Here is a 19058-nt window from a genome sequence, read left to right on the forward strand (position 1 = left end):
GCGGCCGTCAGGGGCGGTAGACGGTACCGGGCTTCGCCTTCCCCGGCGCCAGCAGCTGCGGCACGGTCACGAACACGTACCCCCGCTCCTTGAGCGCGTCGATGATCCCGGGCACCGCGGGCACGGTGCCCGGGTAGAGGTCGTGCAGCAGGATGATCCCGTCCCGGCTCGACTGCTTCAGGACGCGCTGCTGTATGACCTTGGGGTCGAACGTCTCGTAGTCCTTGGCGGTCACGCTCCACAGGACCTCCGAGAGGCCGAGTTCGCGGCTGATCTTGTGCACGGTGTCGTCGGTCCGCCCCTGCGGCGGGCGCATGAGCGTCGGCCGCTTCCCGGTGAGCTTCTCTATCGCGTCGTCGGGCTTCTCCAGCTCCTCGCGTATCTCCGCGGGCTTGATCTCCGTCAGGATCTTGTGGTCCCAGGTGTGGCTGGCGACCTCGTGTCCCTCGGCGGCCATCCGCTTGACGAGCTCGGGGTACTTCTCGATGTGCCGCTTGCCGAGCAGGAAGAAGGTCGCCGGGACCTGCTTCTCCTTGAGGATGTCGAGGAGCTTGGCCGAGTGCTCGCTCGGCCCGGCGTCGAAGGTGAGCGCGATGCACTTGGCCTGGCGGCAGTCCACGGTCCCGAACCTCGCCGGGGCGCCGGCGGCGGCCTGCGTGCGTGCGGCGGCCGGCGCGGTGGTGTGGAGGGTCGTGCACCCCGTCAGCGGCAGGGCAAGCGAAACGGCCGCCAGAAAGGCGGCCGTCGAACGCAACCAAGTCCCCGGTCTTTTCATCTTCATGGTCGGCGAAGGCATGCGGAGACTGTACACCTGGTGTATACACCACATTCATAGGGGTCCCTGTGGCGCTCGGATCCGCGTCCGCCGCCCGCTCGAGCGGATCGGCCCCGCCTGCCCCCTCCCCGAACAGATCGCCCGACATGCGGACATCCCCGCCGCCGTGGCCCCCCTCGCCCGTCGGCACCTTCATCGGTGTACGGGTCTTGTAGTGACATCCGCGCATTACCTAGCATCGCTCCTGGTGCAAGCGCTTTCTGAAAGGGAGGGCCACCGGCAATGGCGCTCACCGCGATCGACGTACGAGACCAGGAGCCCCAGTGACAGCCCGCAAGACCTTCCTCGCCGCGCTCGCCGACACCGGTGTCCCCCTCGACACCGCGTTCGTCGAGTTGCTCACCGCGACCGCCGAGACCAGCGCCAAGGCCGTCCTCGACGGGTACGCCGCCGATCTCGTCGAACTCCGTGACGGCGGCGAGGCCCGCGCGGCCACCCGTGCGCTGCGCACCCTCGTCTCGGTGTACGTGCACGAGGGCTCGGTGTACCACCACTCCGCCGCGCTCCTGGGCCCCGCCGCCGAACTCGCCGACGCGCTCGCCGAGGAGCAGTACGACAACGGGCTGTGGGAGCACGGGGCGGACGGCAACCCGGCGGACACCGCCTTCTCGATCGTCGACCTCAACCTGATCCACCACCTGCTGGAGGAGGACGCCCACGAGGCGACCACCGGGCTGCGGGCGACGATCGAGCGGATCCTGCGCCTGGCGGGCCCCTCCCTCGCCACCGGTGGCGTCCACACCGCCAACCACCGCTGGCTGGTCTGCGCGGCCCTCGCCCGCCTCCACGCCCGCTGGCCCGACCCCGCCTACCCCGAACGCATCGAGAGCTGGCTCGCCGAGGGCATCGACCAGCTGCCCGGCGGCGAGTACAGCGAACGCAGCCCCATCTACTCGGCTGTGGTGACCAATCCGGCGCTGCTCGTGCTGGCCCGCCACTACGGACGTACGGACCTCTACACGAACGTACGCGACAACCTGGCCGCCAACCTGTATGTCATCGAGCCCAACGGCGAGGTGGAGACGGTCCATTCACGCCGCCAGGACCAGACGAGGGTCCAGCATCTGCCCGAGCTCTGGCTCCAGTACCGGGAGATGGCGCTGCGCGACGGCGACGGACGGTTCGCGGCGGTGGCCGCGCTGCTCCAGGAGCGCGGCACCGACCAGATCTTCGGCGAGACCCCGATCGGCGAGCGTCTCGCCCAGGTCCTGGACCAGCCGGAACTCGCCGCCCCGCTGCCCGAAGTGACCTCCCTGCCCGACGACTTCGAGCACCACGACGACAGCTGCCGCCTCGTCCGGGTCCGCCGCGGCACGCACACGGCGAGCGTCTTCGGCGGTACCGACTTCCCGGAACTGCACGCCATCTCGTCAGGCCTGTCCACCAACCCGACCTTCTTCAAGATGCGCAAGGGCGCCGCGATCCTCGACTCGCTCCGGCTGGCCCCGCGGTTCTTCGCGCTCGGCCACTTCCGGTCGGAGGGACTGGAACGCACGGACGACGGCTGGCGGCTGCACGCCGAGGTGCGCGGCGCCTTCCACCACCCGCTGCCGCCCGAGCACCGCCGCCCCGACGGCGCCTACGCCCTCAGCGACGACAGCCGCTTCTGGTCCGCGATGGACTTCCCGCACCGCCCGAAGGAGTACCGCACACTCCGCACCGAAGTCCTGGTCCGTGAGGTCGGCGGCGGAGCCTGGGACATCTCCTTCGACCTCTCCGGTGAGGGCTGCGCGAGCCCGCTCGCCCTCGAGCTCTGTTTCCGCCCCGGCGGCACCCTGACCGGGGACGGCCTCGAACCCGTCCCCGGCTCCCCGAACACCTTCCAACTCGTCTCCGGCGAGGCCACCTACACCGTCGGCACCGACCACATCACCTTCGGCCCCGGCAACGGCAAGGGCGGCCGGCAGCCGGCGGTGGTGGACCCGGGGGAGCGCTACGCGTGGCTGAGCGGCTCCCTGACCCCGGACGGGGTGCGGGTACTGATCACGGGGCGTTCGCCGCTGACGTACCGGTTGACGCTGCGCTGACCCGGTGCTCCGCCGGTTCGGCGGCCAGGAGTTGGGTGGCGGCCAGTTCGCGGTAGAGGTCGTCGTCGTCGACCAGGGAGTGGTGGGTGCCCACGGCGCGGACGTCGCCGTGTTCCAGGACCACGATCTGGTCGGCGTCGGTGACCGTGGACAGCCGGTGGGCGATCAGCAGGACCGTGCAGCGGCCCGCGGTGCGGGCGACGAGTTCACCGAGGGCCTGTTCGTTGCGGGCGTCGAGCTGGGCCGTCGCCTCGTCGAGGAGAAGCACCTGGGGGCGGCGCAGCAGGGCGCGGGCGATCGCGAGGCGTTGGCGCTCGCCGCCGGACAGGGTGACGCCGCGCGGGCCCACGGGCGTGTCCAGGCCCTGGGGAAGGCGGGCGAGGAGACCGTCGAGGCGGGTGACGGCCAGGGCCTCGGCCAACTGCTCCCGGGTGGCCGAGGGCGCCGCGTACAGGAGGTTCTCGCGGAGGGTGCCCGCCATCACGGGGGAGTCCTGCTCGACGTACGCGATCCGGCGCCGGACCTCGGCGCGGGGCAGGGCCGCGATGTCCTGGTCGCCGATCCTGATCGTGCCCGCGGTCGGCTCGTAGAAGCGCTGGAGGAGCGAGAAGAGGGTGGTCTTGCCCGCGCCCGACAGACCGACCAGCGCGGTGCGGGTGCCGCCGGGGACGGTGAAGCTCACGCCGCGCAGGGCCGGGGCGCGGCCGGGGTAGGTGAACTCGACCCCGGTCAGTTCGACGGCCGGTGGCGCGGCGTGGGCGGGGGTGTGCGCGGGTTCGGTCGCGTCGATGTCGTCCTCGACCGGCAGCGCGCCCGCCTCCTGGATCCTGCCCACCGCGCCCAGTCCCTGCTGGAGTTGGGCCGCGCCGCCGACCAGCTGGGACACCGGGCTCGCCAGGAAGAAGACGTACAGGAGGAAGGCGATCAGTTCGGAGACCGACATCGAGTGGTGGGCGACGAAGGTGCCGCCCACGCCGAGCACCACCAGGAACGCGGTCTGGATGGCGGCGCCGCCGACCATGGTGACGAGGGCGCTGTAGCGGGCGCCGACCAGCCCGGCGGCGTACGCCTCCTCGACCGCGTCCTCGGCGGTGCGCGTCTCGCGGCCCTCGGCGCCGTTGGCCTTGACCGTGCGGGCCGCGCCGAGGGTGCGGTCGAGGACGGCGCCGACCGCTCCGACGGACGCCTGTGAGCGGGCCACGGCCGCCTTGATCCGGGGCAGGATGACGGTGATCACGACACCGACCATCGTCAGCACGAGCAGCGTGACGCCGAGCAGACGCGCGTCGAGCGTCGCCATCATGAACAGCGCCCCGGCGAAGGTCAGGACGCCGTTGACCGTCATGATCAGGCCCTCGGTGGCGGCGCTCTTGAGCAGGGTGCTGTCGGAGGTGACGCGGGCGATCAGGTCGCCGGGGGGCCGCCGGTCCAGCTCGGCGACCCGCAGCCGGATCAGACGGTGCACCAGAGCGCGCCGCACCTCCCGCACCACCCGCTCCGAAGTCCGTTGCTGGAGCCAGGCGTTGAGACCGGTGAGCAGGGCGCCCGCGACCAGGAACACGGCGAGCAGCGCGACCGGAGCGACCACGCTGCCGCCGTCGTCCAGCCGGTCCAGGATCGCCTGCGCGAACTTCGGCTGCACCAGCCCCGACACGCTGGCCAGCAGAGTGAGCACGAGGGAGAGCAGCAGCACACGCCAGTGGGGCCGGGCGTAGCCGAGGAGGGCGACGAGTGAGCCGGTGGGCGGGGGCGGAGCGGCTGGTTCGGGTTCTGGTGCGGCGTCGGTCGGGGTGCCGGGTCGCCGTTTTGGGGTGGGCGTGTGCGCCCGCTCGACGGAGGGCGTGTCCGCGCTCGGCGGCCGGTGCTCGGTCGTGTCGTTGTCGTTCATGCCGTTGTCGTTCACGCGCCGCCTCGTGCGCGCGTCACGGCCGACCCGGCCGGCAGTGCTGCGAGGCGGGCCGCGGCGGAGGCGCTGCCGCCCGCGGCGCGAAAGGACTCCCCGACGGCCTCGGCCGCCTTCCGGTGGCCCCCGGCCGGGTCGAGGACCGTCTCGACCGCCGCGCGGATCCTGGCCGCGTCGGCGCGACCGAACCGCAGCCGTACCCCGGCACCCGCGTCCACGACCTGCCCGGCGACGATCGGCTGGTCGTCGCGGATCGGCGCCACGACGAGCGGGACACCGTGCCACAGCGCCTCGCACACGGTGTTGTGCCCGGCGTGGCAGACGACCGCGTCGAGCCGTGGGAGGAGGGCGAGTTGGGGAACGTGGGGGCGCAGGAGGACGTTGTCGGCGACCGGGCCCTCGACGAGTCCGCCGGGGTCGACGAGCACCGCCCGCACTCGGCCCGCCAGTCCGCCGAGCGCCTGCGCGGCCGCGTTCAGGAAACGGGCCCCGGCGTCGTTGTTGGCCGTGCCGAGGCTGACCAGGACGGTGGGCAGAGGCGACGCGTCCAGCCAGTCCCAGGGGAAGTCGTCGCCGCTCGCGGGGCGGGCGGTGACGGACGGGCCCACCAGCCAGACCCGGTCGGGCAGTTCGGCCGGGCCGAGCAGCGCGCGGGTGGTGTACGCCAGGACGCCGTGCGGGGAGAAGCGGGGGTCCGCCGAGCCGGCCCCGCCGCAGATCCGGTTCCGCAAGTCGGCCAGCAGCCCGTCCAGCCACGCCGCGACCTTGGGCATACCGGACAGCGGGTCCACGAGTTCGGCGGAGGTGGTGGCCGAGGTCACCCAGACGCGCCCGAGGGACTCGGCGACCAGCGCACCCGCCACCGCCTGCTGGTCGCAGACGACGACATCGGGGTCGTACGCCTCGATCGCCGCGCGTACCCCGGGCGCCATCGCGTCCGCCAGCGGGACGAGGAAGCTCTCCCAGAGGAACTGGAACGCGGCCGGCCCCTTCAGGTCGGCGGGCCGGGAGAGTCCGTCCTCGGGGAGGGCGCAGGGGAAGACGACGGCGTCGGATCCGACGAGAGCGCGGACGAGTTCCGGGTGGCCCGCCCACGCGACCTCGTGCCCGCGCCCGGCGAGTGCCGCCGCGGTGCCCACGGCCGGGTTGACGTGCCCGACCAGCGGCGGCACCACGAACAGGTACCGGCCCATCTAGCGGGCCTCCCGCAGCGCGTGCGCCTCCTGGCCGAGCAGCAGCCAGTCGCGTACGAGGGCGTACGTCTGTTGGGTGGCCTCCACCAGCACCGAGTGGCCGAGGTCGGGCAGGACGACCGTACGGCAGTGCGGGAGCGAGGCCTCCAGCATCCCGGTCTGCGCCGACAGCTTGGACGCGCCGCCGAAGATGGCGAAGACCGGGCAGCGGATCGCGGACAGGTCCTCGTCGAGGAGGGCGCTGAGCGGGATCTCCTGGGCGAGCGCGGTCTCGTCGAGCACCCGGCCCGCCGCCCGGAACGGCCGGGCGTTGCGCTCGCCCGGGTTCTCCCGCAGCCACTGGGTAACCTGCTGGACCACCAGTCCGCCCTGTTCGCCGACCAGGCCCTCGTACATGTTCCGCGCCCATGCCCGGGCCGGCGGTTCCGCCTCGATGGCGATCACGCTGGCGACCCGCTCGGGGCGGGCGGCGGCCATGGCGTACGCGACGGCGCCGCCGAAGGAGTTGCCGACGAGGTGCACCGGGCGGTCGATCGCCAGCGCGTCCAGCAGTCCGTCGAGGTCGTCGACGAAGTCCTCCATCCGGTAGCCGGTCGGCGGCCGGGAGGTCTTGCCGTGCCCGCGCAGGTCGTACATGACGACGTCCAGGCCCTCCTCGGCGAGCCGCGGCGCGAGGCTGAAGTAGTAGCTGGCGAGGCTGTCGATGAGCAGACCGTGGATGAGGACCACGACGGGGCGCGGGGAGCCGCTCTCGTGGCCCAGCCGCTGGACGTGTACGTCGATGCCGTTCACCCGCATCGTCGCCATGTCAGCCCACCTCCGCGACGGCCAGTGAGTCCACGACGTAGCCGACGAGATCGCCGACGGTGAGCGCGATGATCTCCTCAAGGCCGCGGTCGGCTATGAACGCGGCGAAGTTGACGCGCTCGCCGTAGAACTCGCGCAGCTGGGCGGAGAGGGTGACCAGGTCGATGCTCTCCAGCTCCAGGTCGTCGTGGAAGGACGTGTCGAGGGTGATCTCGGAGTCGTCGAGCCCGTACTCCTCCAGCACGGTGCGCAGGATGGCCGAGATGTCGGCGAGCGCGGTCGCCGCGTCGGGCGCCGAGGCCTGTCCGCTGTCCGACTGGCCCACGGGACGGTCGAGTTCAGTGGTCATCTTCGTTCTCCTGATCGTTGACTGCCGTCCAGGCCACGACGTACTCCTTGTCGGGCCCCGCGGACGGCCGGGGGGTGGTCAGCGCACAGTGCCGCACGCGGTAGTCCTCGCCCGCGGTGCGGACGGTCAGCCGGTCGTCGTCGACCGAGGTGATCTCGAACCGCTTCGGCTCGCCGCCCAGTCCGGTGCCGCGCGCCTTCGCGACGGCCTCCTTGGCGGCCCAGAAACGGGTGAACCAGAGCCGTTCGGGGGCTCCCCCCGGCCGGTGGACGAGCGACGTGAGCAGCTCGCGTTCGGCGGTGGTGAGGGCCACGGCGAGGGTGCCCTCGGGGCGGTCGGTGACTTCCTCGATGTCGATGCCGCAGGGACCCTCCCTTCTGGCCATCGCCACGGCCGTCTCGCCGCGGTGGGCGATGGAGACGTGCAGCTCGGGCAGGGTCCTGCCGTAGCCGCCGGTCACGAAGGGGCGGCCGGCCGGATCGTTGCCGACCCTGACCTCGGCCGGGTAGACGGGGCCCGCCCCGGCGTCCCACAGCACGTTCCGTACGGCGTCCTTGGTGGCGATCCGGCCGAGCAGCCACTGCCGCCGGCCGCGCGGGGCGTGCGCCGCGTACCGTTCGCGTTCCTCGCCCGCCAGGATGTTGCGCATGATCAGCTCGCGGGTGGCCAGATCGGGCCACTCCTCGTGGACCAGCGCCCAGCCGCCGGGCTGCATCCGGGACAGCGTGTACCGCTCGGGCTCCCGGTCCACCTCGCGGATGCGCGGATTGCTGTCGAACCGGCGGTCCTGCCAGCCGCTGAACTCCGCCCACACCCTGCCCCGATGGACCAGCTGCATGTCCGCTTCGAGGGTGGCGTCGGTGACGGAGGTGATCCGGATCAGGCACTCCAGGCGCTCGCCGGGAGCGGGGTGCGGCCCGTGGAAACGGATCTCCCTCATGCCGACCGGGAACACCGTCGTCCGCACCGGCTGCCGGGCCATGATCCAGTAGCCGAGGAGCTGTCCCACGTTGTCCAGCAGGGCGCCCGGCGCGGGCGGGGTGACGAGTACCCCGCGTACGTGCCGGTCGCCGACCGCGGTCAGTTCGCTCAGGCCCTGGAAGCGCGGGCCGTGGAACATCCAGCGGCGCGAGTACAGCTCCGCCGCGGTCAGCTCGGGCTTCCCCTCCCGCGCGGCGGGAAAGGTCCAGGGTTCCGGAGGCGTGAACCGGGGCCGATCCTGGGCGAGTTCGACCACGGCGCGGGCGTACGGGCCGAGTGAGGCGGTGACTCTGTCCGGGCCCTCGGGGACGATCCGTACGGGGATGTCGACGGCCGGAGTGGCGGTGATCCACTGGTGCAGCCGTACGTCGTGGACGGCCACCGCGCGCCGGCCGGGCGCGGCCCGCTCGGCGAACTCCATGAGGTGGGCGATCACGGTGGTGCCCGGGACCACGGGCCAGCGGTCGGCGGGATCGGCCTGGGCGGGCTGCCGGAAGAAGCAGTGGTCCAGGAGGTACGGCATGGTGTCGACGGAGACGTGGAGGGTTGCTTCGAGGGGCTGGGGCTGGGGCTGAGGCCGGGGTTCGGGGGTGGCGGGTTCGGCCGTACGAAGGTCGGTGCCGTTTTTCGGGGGCGTGCCGCCCGTACGGGGGCGGGGCGGGGCGCCGTTGACGCGTCGCCCCGCCGTCACCACGTCCGAGGCGAGCGCCGTCGCGTCCCGCAGCAGTGCCGACAACTCCGCGCCCAGCGGACCCTGTTCCGCCAGGGCACCCGCATCATGGGGCACGGTGTGCGGCGGCCGGGCGAGCGCGGCGCTCAGCCGGTCGCGGGTCTCCGGGTCCAGCGATACGTTCGCGCCGCCGAGGTCCAGCCGTACGGGACGGCTCGGACGGCGTACGGTACGGGCCGGTGCGACGGTCGAGGTCGAGACGCCGCCCAGCAGCGGGACGAGGTCCGGCGCGGCCCCGTCCGCCCACAACGCGCTCGCCACGCGGTGGAGTTGGGGCAGGCCCGGGCGGTGCGGGGAGTGCGCGGGGACCACGAGGTGGTCGCGGCCGTGCAGGGTGTCGTCGATGAGCGAGCCGAGCTGTCCCGCGCCGAGCTGGACGAACGCCCGGAAGCCCGCCGCGTACATCGTCTCCACCAGGGGCCGGAAGCGGACCGGCTCCAGCAGATGGCGGATGAACAGCTCGCGGATCGCGGCCGGTTCGTCCGGGTAGGGGGCGACGGTCGTCGCGGACCACAGGGGGAGCGCGGCCGGGCGCAGCGTGTAGGCCTCGGCGGCCTTCCTGATCGGGTCGAGGTAGGGCTCCAGCATCGGGGTGTGGAAGCCGGAGCGGAACGGCAGGATCTGCGAGATCACCGCCCGGGACCTGAACACCTCGACCAGTGCGGCGACGGCGGGCTCGGGGCCGCAGATCATCGACTGGTTGGGCGCGTTGTCGTGGGAGAGGACCACGTCCCCGCGGCCGTCCAGCTCGGTCAGTACCACCTCGGCGGGGGCGCCGATCGCGGCGAAGGCCAGCCCGGGGACGCTCAGCGCGTCGGGGTCGAAGTCGGCGAGGAAGGCGTCCACCTCCTCGGGAGGGTGGATTCCGGCGGCGGCCATCGCGGTCCACTCGCCGAGGCTGTGCCCGGCGAGCGCGTCCGGGACGACGCCGAGGCGGCGCAGCGCGGTGTCGAGGAGCCGGCCGAGCTCGAAGACGCCGGTGCCCTGCCGGCCCACGTCTCCCACGGTGGCGTCGGTGACGGCGCGCGACCAGGGCAGCCCGAAGTGCCGTGCGATGTCCTGGGAGTTGGGCGCGAACTCGGCCTCGAGGCCGGGGAAGACGAACGCGAGCCTGCCGCCGCCGGGGCCCAGCAGGGGACGCGGCACGAACCACACGTCGCCCCGACCGCGCCACCCCTTTCCCTTGGCGACCGCCTTGCGGGCCAGCGCCAGCCGCTTGGCCGTCGGCCCGACGACGGCGAGCCGCACCGGATCGGCGGTGGGGGCGCGTTCGTCGAGACCGGCGGTGATGATCGCGGAGTCGGAGCGGTCGAGGAGTGCGGCCATCGCCTCGGGTGTCGGCGCGGTCAGCCGCAGCACCGGCTCCGGCTCGTACACCTCGGCCGGCCGCCGTGTGACCGCGACCTCTTCGAGCACGACGTGCGCGTTGATGCCGCCGAACCCGAAGGCGTTGACGGCGGCCCGGCGCACCGGCTGCCGCGCGTCTGTCCGCCAGGGCAGGGCGGCACCGATGGGGGTGAACCGGGTGCGGGCGAGCGCCGGATGCGGGTCGTCGCAGTGCAGGGTCGGCGGGAGCACCTGGTGGTGGACGGCGAGTGCGGCCTTGATCAGCCCGGCCACGCCCGCCGCGGGCATGGTGTGGCCGATCATCGACTTCACCGAGCCGATGACGGCGTCCGGCACGTCCGCCGCGCCGCCCGAGACGTCCGTCGGCGGTGGTCCGAACACCTCGGCGAGTGTGGTGAGTTCGGTGCCGTCGCCCGCCGGGGTGGCGGTGCCGTGTGCCTCGAGGAGGCCGATCGAGCCGGGGGCGGAGGGGTCGAGCCCGGCGGCCTCCCAGGCCTGGCGGACCGCGCGGACCTGGCCGCCGGAGTCGGGCGCCATCAGACTGGTCGTACGTCCGTCGGAGGCGACGCCGGTGCCGGTGATCGCGGCGTAGATCCGGTCGCCGTCCCGCTCGGCGTCGGCGAGCCGCTTGAGGACGACGACGCCGGTGCCCTCACCGATCAGCACGCCGTCCGCGCCCCGGTCGAACGGCCGGATGCGCTCGCTCGGGGAGAGCGCGCCGAGCTGGCTGAACACGCTCCAGAAGGTGATGTCGTGACAGTGGTGCACCCCGCCCGCCAGCATCACGTCACAGCGCCCGCTGCCGAGTTCGCGCACGGCGTGGTCGACGGCGATGAGCGAGGAGGCGCAGGCGGCGTCCACGGTGTAGGCGGGCCCGCGCAGGTCGAGTCGGCCCGCCAGCCGGGACGCGGCGAGGTTGGGTACGAGACCGATCGAGGACTCCGGTGCCGCGGGCCCGAGCCGGTCGGTGAACGCCTTGCGCACCGCCTCCAGTTGGTCGGTGCCGAGGTCCGGCAGCAGCTCGTCCAGGGTGCGCACGAGCTGGCTCGCGGTCCGCACCCGCTGGTCGAGCCGGACCAGGCCGGGGGTGAGATAGCCGCCCCGGCCGAGCACCACACCGACCCGGTGCCGGTCGGCGGGCAGCCGGCCCTGGCCGCCCGCGTCGGCGAGGGCCGCCGCGGCCACCCGCAGCGCGATCAGCTGGTCGGGCTCGGTGGCCTGGACCGCGGCCGGCATGATCCCGAACTCGGTGACGTCCACCTCGGCCAGCTCGTCCACGAAACCGCCGCGCCGGCAGTAGACCCGGTCGGCGCGGGCCTCGGCGCCGGGCGCGTAGTACTCCTCGGCGTCCCAGCGGCCGGGCGGCACCTCGGTGATGGCGTCGACACCGGAGACCAGGTTGTGCCAGTACGTGGCGAGGTCGGGGGCGCCCGGCAAGAGCACCGACATGCCGACGATGGCGATGGGTTCGGCGCGGGTGCCGGTCACCTCGGTCACCAGCCCGACGCCGTGTAGACGACGGCGGTGTCGCCCTCGGGCCCCCAGGCCAGCTCGCGCAGCAGGCTCATGGTGCCCTCGTCGGGGTCGATGAGCTGGATGCCCCGGCCCGCGTAGTGCCGCATCAGCTCGGGGGTCACCATGCCGTGGTTGCCGTCGCCGGTCGGCGCCCATGGACCCCAGTGGACGGTCAGTCCGCGGCGGCCGGTACCGGAGTCCGCCCAGCGGGCGCCGAGGGTCTCCAGGGCGTCGTTGGCGGCGGCGTAGTCGGACTGGCCGCGGTTGCCGAGGGTCGCGGCGATGCTGCCGAACAGCACGGCGAACCGGGGGCCTTCCCCGTCCGGCAACTCGCCCAGCGCGGCGAGCAGTTCATGTGCCCCGTCGACCTTCGTACGGAACACCCGGTCGTAGGACCGCGCGCTCTTCTCGGCGATCAGCTTGTCCTCGATCACGCCCGCCGCGTACACGACGCCGTCGATTCCCCCGTGCTCGGCGTGGATCTCCTTCACCGCCCGGCGCACGGCGTCGCCGTCCAGCGCGTCCACGGTGCGGTAGCGGACCTCGGAGCCGAGCGCGGCGAGAGTGCGCAGGGTGGCGCGCACCTCGCGTTCGGCCTGGATCCGGCCGATCGCCCGCTCGATCTCGGCGGGGACGCGCAGCCCGCCCGCGATGAGCGCGCTGCGCAGTTCACCGGCGGTGTCCGCGGCGGCGAGCGCGGGGTCCTCCGCGCCCTCGGGCAGGACGGTGCGGCCGAACAGTTCGATTCGGCAGCGGCTCGCGGCGGCCAGGGTCGCGGCGAACCGGGCGGTGATCCCCCGGGCGCCGCCCACCAGCAGGACGACCGAGTCGGCGTCCAGGCCGAGCGCGGCGGCCTCGGCCGCACCGTCCCCGGCCGGCCCCGCGCCCGTGCTGCCGAGCAGACCGAGCCCCTCCTCGGTCATGCGCAGTCCGCGCCTCGTGCCGGGGGAGCGCAGGACGACCGGCTCGTGGTCGGGCGCGGTGAGCTCGGCGACCAGTTCCGCGGCGATGTCCTCGGGGGCGGTGCCGGGCGCGTGCTCGACGACCCGGGCGACCGTGTCGGGGTACTCCCGCGCGAGGGAGCGGAAGAAGCCGCGCAGCCCGGGCGAGGCGCCCGCGGCCAGCACCCACCGCGGGTCGCCCGCCAGCACCCGCTGGTAGGCGGGGAAGACGTCCGGCAGGACGGGCGGGGCGTCCGCCGCGACGAGGTGCACGATCCCGTCGAACTCCCCCTCGGCCGGGGGTTCTTCGGTGGTCACCGCATGGGCGCCGTGCACGGTCAGGCGGGCGGTGAGCGCCTCGGCGACCGGTCCGGAACCGAGCAGCAGGAAACTACGGCCGATCAGCAGGTCACTGGAGGGCGCCGGATCGGCGGGGGCGAGGTCGAACTCCCGCATCACGAGACGATCGGGCGCCACGACGACGGGTTCGGGGGTGGCCGGCCCGGCTTCCGGGCCCGCGGGTTCGGCCGCCTCACCCCGGGCGCCCGCCACCAGCGCGGCGATGCTCGCGGCGGTACGGGCCTTGGTCAGTTCCTCGATGTCGGTGTCGCCGGTGGCGGTGAGGCCGAGTCGGGTGGCGAGTTCGCCGGCTATCTCGGCTCTCTTGATGGAGTCGACGCTGAGGTCGGCTTCGAGGTCGAGGTCGGGTTCGATCATGTCGACGGGGTAGCCGGTACGTTCGCCGATCACGTCGAGGACGACGGCGAGGACGGATTCGGTGGTCGGGGCGGCCCCCGCGGCGGGGGCGGAAACGGGCGCCGGGGTGGCTCCCGAGCCGGTCACCCGCTCGACCAGCGCGGCGATGTTCGCGGCGGTACGGGCCTTGGTCAGCTCTTCGATGTCGGTGTCGCCGGTGGCGGTGAGGCCGAGTCGGGTGGCGAGTTCGCCGGCTATCTCGGCTCTCTTGATGGAGTCGACGCTGAGGTCGGCTTCGAGGTCGAGGTCGGGTTCGATCATGTCGACGGGGTAGCCGGTGCGCTCGCCGATCACCTCGAGCACGACCGACAGCACCGAGCCACCTGCCGGTAGGGCCACCGCAACCGGCTCGGCGGCGGGCAGCGCGGTCACCGTGACCGGAGCGTCGGTGTAGGTGATCGGGGCGGGGGCCGCGGGACGTATCCCCGGATCCGCTCCCAGGTACCCCAGCATCACATCCCGCTGCGCCGCGATCATCTCCCGGCTCGTGCGCAGGAACTCGCTGATCAGGGCCTCGGATCCGGTGGCCGCCGCCACCGGTCCGACCGGGCTGCTGTGGGTCACGAGGGCCTCCGGGACGCGCTCGGCGGGGTGGAGTGCGGCGGCGGGGATCGCGCCGTCCGCCGTACGGATCAGATGGCCGTCGACCGTCCACGAGGCGCGCCTGGGACGCGGGGCGCGGGCGTCGGCGGGGACTGCGTCCCGGCCCTGGAACAGCCACGCGGTCCTGATGTCCGCACCGGCGACGGCCAGTTGGGCGAGCGCGGCGAGGAACCCGGCGAGACCGGCACGTCGTCCGTCCTCCAGGGCGGCCGTGCGGTGCGGCCGGTCGCCGAGGACCGCACCCACCAGCCGGGTCAGCACCGAGCCGGGTCCGGCCTCGACGAAGACCCGGGCCCCGGCCTCGTACATCGCCTCGATCTGGTCGGCGAACCGGACCGGGGAGCCGATCTGCGCGGCGAGTTCGGCCCGGATCTCCTCGGGGCCCCGCGGGTAGCGGGTGGCCGTACGGTTCGACCAGACCGGGAAGTCGGTGGGCGCGAACGGGACTTCGGCGATCACCTCGGCGAAGGTCTCGCCTGCCGCCGCGACCAGCGGGCTGTGGAACGCGCAGGCGACCGGGATGCGCTTGGCGCCGAGCCCCTGGGCGCGCAGTCGTTCCACGGCGGTGAGGATGTCCTCGGTGGGACCCGAAATGACCGTCTGACGGGGCGAGTTGCGGTTCGCCGTCACCACCGAGCCGGCCAGGCCCGCGGCGGTGAGGGCCGCCGCGACCTCCGGTTCGCCCGCGGCGACGGCGGCCATGGTGCCGGGGTCGCCCTCGCCGGTGGCGCGCAGGATGGCGACGGCGCGTTCGCGGCTGGTGCGCAGCAGCGCGTCGGGGGTGAGGGCGCCCGCCGCGGCCAGCGCGGCCAGCTCTCCGTAGCTGTGGCCCGCGGCCATCGCCGGGCGCACTCCCGCCCTGGTCAGGAGCTGGAACGCGGCGAGCCCGGTCAGGCCGAGCGCGGGCTGCGCGACGGTGGTGTCGGTGATGCGCTCCTGCTGCTCCTTGCGGCCCGTCTCGCCGAAGGCGGCCGGCGGGAAGAGGACTCGGGTCGTCGTCTCGTCGAGCCGCAGAAGGCGCTGGAGTTCGGGGAAGGCGACGAAGAGTTCGGCGAACATCCCGGGGCGCTGGCTGCCCTGCCCGGGGAAGAGCAGCGCCACGTCACCCGTCTCGTCCTCGTCGGCAGCGAACAGGCCTTCCTTCGGGGCGTGTTCACCGGCGACCGCGCGGCGCAGCAGCGCCGTCAGCTCCTCGGTCGACCCGGCGACGAGGGCGATCCAGGTCCGGGCGCCACGGGTGCTTGCGGTGCCTGCCGTGTCTGCGGTGCTCCGGGTGCCCCGGGTGGTGGCGGCCTCCGCGCGCCGGGACGCGGCGAGCGCGAAGTCCCGCAGCCGCCACGGCTCGTACGGTCCGGGATCCGCCTCCACGAGGGCGAGCAGTTCGGAGGCGGCCCGTACCGCCGCCGCCCGGTCCGCGCCGCGGAACGTGAAGAGCTCGGCGGGCCAGTGCTGGGTCGAGGTGACCGGCGGCGGCCCGTCCTCGTAGGCCCGCAGGACGACGTGGAAGTTGGTGCCGCCGAAGCCGAAGGCGCTGACCCCGGCGACCCGTTCGGCCGGGGCGGCGGACCAGGGGCGGGCCTCGGTGTGGAAGAAGAACGGGCTGCTCTGCGCGTCCCAGGCCGGGTTCGGCTCGGTGAGGTGCAGGGTCGGCGGCTTCACACCGGTGTGCAGGGCGAGTGAGGTCTTGATCAGTCCGGCGAGTCCGGCCGCGCACTTGGTGTGCCCGATCTGCGACTTGACCGAGCCGAGCGCGCACGCGCCGGGCGGAGCCCCGGCCTCCTCGAACACCTGCGTGAGGGAGCCGAGTTCGGTGCGGTCGCCGACGACGGTGCCGGTGCCGTGCGCCTCGACGAGCCCGACCTCGGCGGGCGAGATGCCCGCGTTGCGGTAGGCCCGGGTCAGCGCGTTGTACTGGCCCTCGGGCCGGGGCGCGGTCAGGCCGAGCGCCCGGCCGTCGCTGGCGCTGCCGACGCCCTTGATCACCGCGTACACCCGGTCGCCGTCCCGCTCGGCGTCCGCGAGCCGCTTGAGGACGACACAGCCGACGCCCTCGCCGAGCGCGATGCCGTCGGCCGCGCTGTCGAAGGGCGCGGAGCGGCCGGAGGGCGAGAGGGCGTGCGCGGAGGCGAAGAGCAGGTAGTCGTTGATGCCGTTGTGCAGGTCGGCGCCGCCGCACAGCACCAGGTCGCTCGTCCCGCTCACCAACTCCTTGCATGCCACGTCGACGGCGGTGAGGGAGGAGGCGCAGGCGGCGTCCACGGTGTAGTTGGCGCCGCCGAGGTCGAGGCGGTTGGCGATCCGGCCCGCGATGACGTTGGCGAGGATGCCGGGGAAGGAGTCCTCGGTGAGCTTGGGCAGCCGTTCGTCCAGCGCGGGCGGCAGGCTGCCCAGGTAGGCGGGCAGGACGGAGCGCAGGGTCATCGCGTTGGAGAGGTCGCTGCCCGCCTCCGCGCCGAACACGACCGACGCGCGGGCCCGATCGAAGGACCGGCTGCCGTAGCCGGAGTCCTCCAGGGCGCGCCGAGCCGCCTCCAGGGCGAGCAGCTGCACCGGCTCGATGGCCGGCAGCGAGGCGGGCGGAATGCCGTACCGCAGCGGCTCGAAGGGGATCTCGGGCAGGAAGCCGCCCCAGCGCGACGGGGTCTTCTCCCCGGCGCCCCGCGGGTCGTGGTAGAGCTCGGCGTCCCAGCGGGTCGCGGGCACCTCGGTGACGGCGTCCTCGCCCGCCAGCACGTTCGCCCAGAAGGTGGCGAGGTCCGGGGCGCCGGGGAACATGCAGGCCATGCCGACGATCGCGATGTCCAGCGGTTCGGGGGAGGGTTCGGGGGCGCCTTCCCCGATGCCGAGGGCCTCCCGCCGCGCCGCCAGGAAGCCGGCCGCGCCGCTGGTGACCGAGGCGTGCAGCTCGGCGACGGTGGTGACGGCGGAGCGCAGCACGGCGACCTCGCCGGCCATGAACATGCCCTCGGCCAGCTGTCTGTCCTCGCCGACCGCGCTCAGCCCGCCGTCGACCCGCTCGATGCCCTTGCTGGCCAGCCGCAGCCGCCCCACGTTGAGCCGCTCCAGCTGTTCCCAGGCCTCGCGGCCGGGTGTCCCGCGGGCGGCCAGGTCCTCCTTGACCGCGGCGAACTCGTCGGTGAACGCGCTGTGGACACAGCGGGTGGCGTGTCCGGGCGCGGTCTCCAGGAGGTCGGTGCGCTCGGCGTCGATCACCTGCCGCTGGAACAGGGGCAGTACCGCGCCCGCGCTCACGGCCTCCTCGGTGAACAGGTACGCCGTGCCCATCAGCACGCCCACGGCGGCGCCCCGCGCGCTCAGCGGCGCGGCCAGTGCGGTGACCATGGCGGCGGAGCGTTCGTCGTGCACTCCGCCCGCGAAGAACAGTCGGAGTTCGGTGGCGGTGCCGTTCTTCGCGCTCGCCAGGAAGTCGTCGAGCACGCCGAGCTGCGCCTCCCACAGCGGGAAGCTGGCCCGCGGCCCGACATGGCCGCCGCACTCGGCGCCCTCGAAGACGAACTTGCGCGCGCCCGCTTCCAGGAACTGCTTCAGCAGCCCCGGCGACGGCACGTGCAGGAAGGTGGAGATGCCCACCTCCTCCAGCGCGGCGGCCTGCGCGGGACGCCCGCCCGCGATGATCGCGTGGGACGGGCGGATCTCCCGGACGACCTCCAGCTGGGCGGCCTTGATCTCCTCGGCGGCGAAGCCGAGGACGCCGACGCCCCAGGGTGCGTCGCCGAGCGCGTCCCTGGTCTGTTCCAGCACGGCGCGGGTCTGCTCGGCGCCGGACAGCGCGAGCGCGATGAAGGGAAGCCCGCCTTGGCCGCTCACCTCGGCGGCGAACGCGGCCTGGTCGCTCACCCGGGTCATCGGCCCCTGGGCGACGGGCAGTTCGCTTCCGAAGGGGCGGCTGCCCGAGCCGTCGGGGCCGAGCGAGGCACCCGCGCTCCTCGCCGAGTCGAGAGCGGGGCCCGCGCTCTTCAACGCGTCGAGGACGGCGTCCCGTACGCCCCGCACCGCCGCGTGGACGGTGCCCCAGCGCTCCTGGAAACGGGCGGCGAGGAAGCCGTCCTGACCGATCTCGGGGGCGGGTGTGCCCTCCTGGGCACCCCGGCGCCGTACGACTCGGCGGCCGTCCTCCACGGTGGTCTCGGAGCCGTCGAGCCCGGCGAGCAGCGCGGAGATCCCGGCGGGCAGTTCGGCCTCGGCCTCGGCGAGCAGGGCGAGTTGGGTGTCCAGGACGACACCGGCGCCGCCGCCCGCGACGACGGCCGCCGCGGTGTGCGGGCCCGCGCCGCCGCAGGCCCAGACCGGAAGGTCCAACTCGTCGTCGCCGAGGAGCTGTTGGAGCAGTACGAAGGTGCTCAGTTCGCCCACGGGACCGCCCGCCTCGTGGCCCCGGGCGATCAGCCCCTGTGCCCCGGCCGCGGCGGCCCGTAACGCCTGGGCGCGGCCGGTCACCTCGACGAGTACGCGGTGGCTGGGGAAGTCCGCGGGCGTGCAGGAGGCGTCGGCGGTCAGCAGGACGGTGTGGACACTGGCGGGGAGGTCCCGCGCGGGAAAGGCATCGTTGTCGCGGAGCCGTACGCCGAAACCGGCGGCCGACCATTCCTCGGCCAGCGCGAGTTCCGCCGCCGCTCGGCGCCCACCCGCGGTGAGGTCGAGCACCCCGAGACCGCCCGCCCGTACGGCGGCCGCCGTGACCCGTGCCGAGGGGACGGCGAACGGGTTCAGGGCGATGACGATGTCCTCGACGGCAAACAGGCCGGAAGTATCGAACTTCGACACAGACACGCGAACGCTCCAAATCGCACGAGGGTGAGGATTGGTGGGGGAGAGCGGAGAGCGCTTGCGCTTCACGACAAGCCGACAGCCGATGTGAAGCACGCTCATGCTTATTGCGCATCCCCGTGAAAGTCAAACTCTCAAGGAGGCTGTCATTACCGGACGTAACACGGTCGACACAGCCGTCGCCGAGCCCGGTGCGTGCTGGCAACAGAGGCCTTGTTACGGGGAGTTGAAGGGGACAGTGACCGCTGGTCGGTCGGCTTCGCGAGCCCGATTCGGCCTGCGG

General features: G+C 73.6%; 8 protein-coding genes. 1 reads left to right on the plus strand and 7 read right to left on the minus strand.

The features are described 5' to 3' along the window. Positions 1-7 precede the first annotated feature (7 nt). A complete protein-coding gene (locus OG798_RS39710; protein ID WP_095857693.1) occupies positions 8-775 on the minus strand; it encodes a polysaccharide deacetylase family protein in 768 nt (255 codons plus the stop codon). A 323-nt stretch (positions 776-1098) separates the two neighbouring features. Between OG798_RS39710 and OG798_RS39715 the strand changes: the two genes are divergently transcribed. Beyond that, positions 1099-2862 (plus strand): hypothetical protein, encoded by a 1764-nt coding sequence (locus OG798_RS39715; RefSeq protein WP_328758569.1) that lies wholly within the window; start codon positions 1099-1101, stop codon positions 2860-2862. Here OG798_RS39715 and OG798_RS39720 read toward each other — a convergent pair. Genes OG798_RS39720 through OG798_RS39745 form a run of 6 tightly spaced genes read right to left on the minus strand, consistent with a single transcriptional unit; the run spans position 2819 to position 18778 of the window. Further along, positions 2819-4750 carry an ABC transporter ATP-binding protein gene (locus tag OG798_RS39720; RefSeq protein WP_443054216.1) on the minus strand — a complete coding sequence of 644 codons (1932 nt, stop codon included), beginning with the start codon at positions 4748-4750 and terminating at the stop codon, positions 2819-2821. The genes OG798_RS39715 and OG798_RS39720 overlap by 44 nt on opposite strands. Before the next feature lie 11 nt (positions 4751-4761). After that, positions 4762-5958 (minus strand): glycosyltransferase, encoded by a 1197-nt coding sequence (locus tag OG798_RS39725; protein ID WP_328758571.1) that lies wholly within the window; start codon positions 5956-5958, stop codon positions 4762-4764. Beyond that, the gene (locus OG798_RS39730) at positions 5959-6765 is read right to left on the minus strand and encodes an alpha/beta fold hydrolase (protein ID WP_120985773.1); all 807 of its coding nucleotides are present in this window, start codon (positions 6763-6765) and stop codon (positions 5959-5961) included. 1 nt (position 6766) lies between these two features. Beyond that, positions 6767-7114, minus strand: a complete 348-nt coding sequence (locus tag OG798_RS39735) for an acyl carrier protein (RefSeq protein ID WP_075031110.1) — start codon at positions 7112-7114, stop codon at positions 6767-6769. Further along, complete coding sequence (locus OG798_RS39740) at positions 7104-11621, minus strand: beta-ketoacyl synthase N-terminal-like domain-containing protein (protein ID WP_443054217.1); 4518 nt, start codon at positions 11619-11621, stop codon at positions 7104-7106. Before OG798_RS39740 ends, OG798_RS39735 begins: the two co-directional genes overlap by 11 nt. A 44-nt stretch (positions 11622-11665) precedes the next feature. Further along, positions 11666-18778, minus strand: coding sequence for an SDR family NAD(P)-dependent oxidoreductase (locus OG798_RS39745; RefSeq protein WP_328758574.1), 7113 nt, complete (start codon positions 18776-18778; stop codon positions 11666-11668). Positions 18779-19058: the final 280 nt, after the last annotated feature.

Origin of the sequence: Streptomyces sp. NBC_00271 (assembly GCF_036178845.1) — a bacterium.
Taxonomy (GTDB): Bacteria; Actinomycetota; Actinomycetes; order Streptomycetales; family Streptomycetaceae; genus Streptomyces.

Bases quoted from the DNA above. Each gene is read 5' to 3' on its own strand.
- OG798_RS39710 (WP_095857693.1), bottom strand. From the start codon at position 775: ATGAAAAGACCGGGGACTTGGTTGCGTTCGACGGCCGCCTTTCTGGCG.
- OG798_RS39720 (WP_443054216.1), bottom strand. From the start codon at position 4,750: ATGAACGACAACGACACGACCGAGCACCGGCCGCCGAGCGCGGACACG.
- OG798_RS39725 (WP_328758571.1), bottom strand. From the start codon at position 5,958: ATGGGCCGGTACCTGTTCGTGGTGCCGCCGCTGGTCGGGCACGTCAAC.
- OG798_RS39730 (WP_120985773.1), bottom strand. From the start codon at position 6,765: ATGGCGACGATGCGGGTGAACGGCATCGACGTACACGTCCAGCGGCTG.
- OG798_RS39735 (WP_075031110.1), bottom strand. From the start codon at position 7,114: ATGACCACTGAACTCGACCGTCCCGTGGGCCAGTCGGACAGCGGACAG.
- OG798_RS39740 (WP_443054217.1), bottom strand. From the start codon at position 11,621: ATGTCGGTGCTCTTGCCGGGCGCCCCCGACCTCGCCACGTACTGGCAC.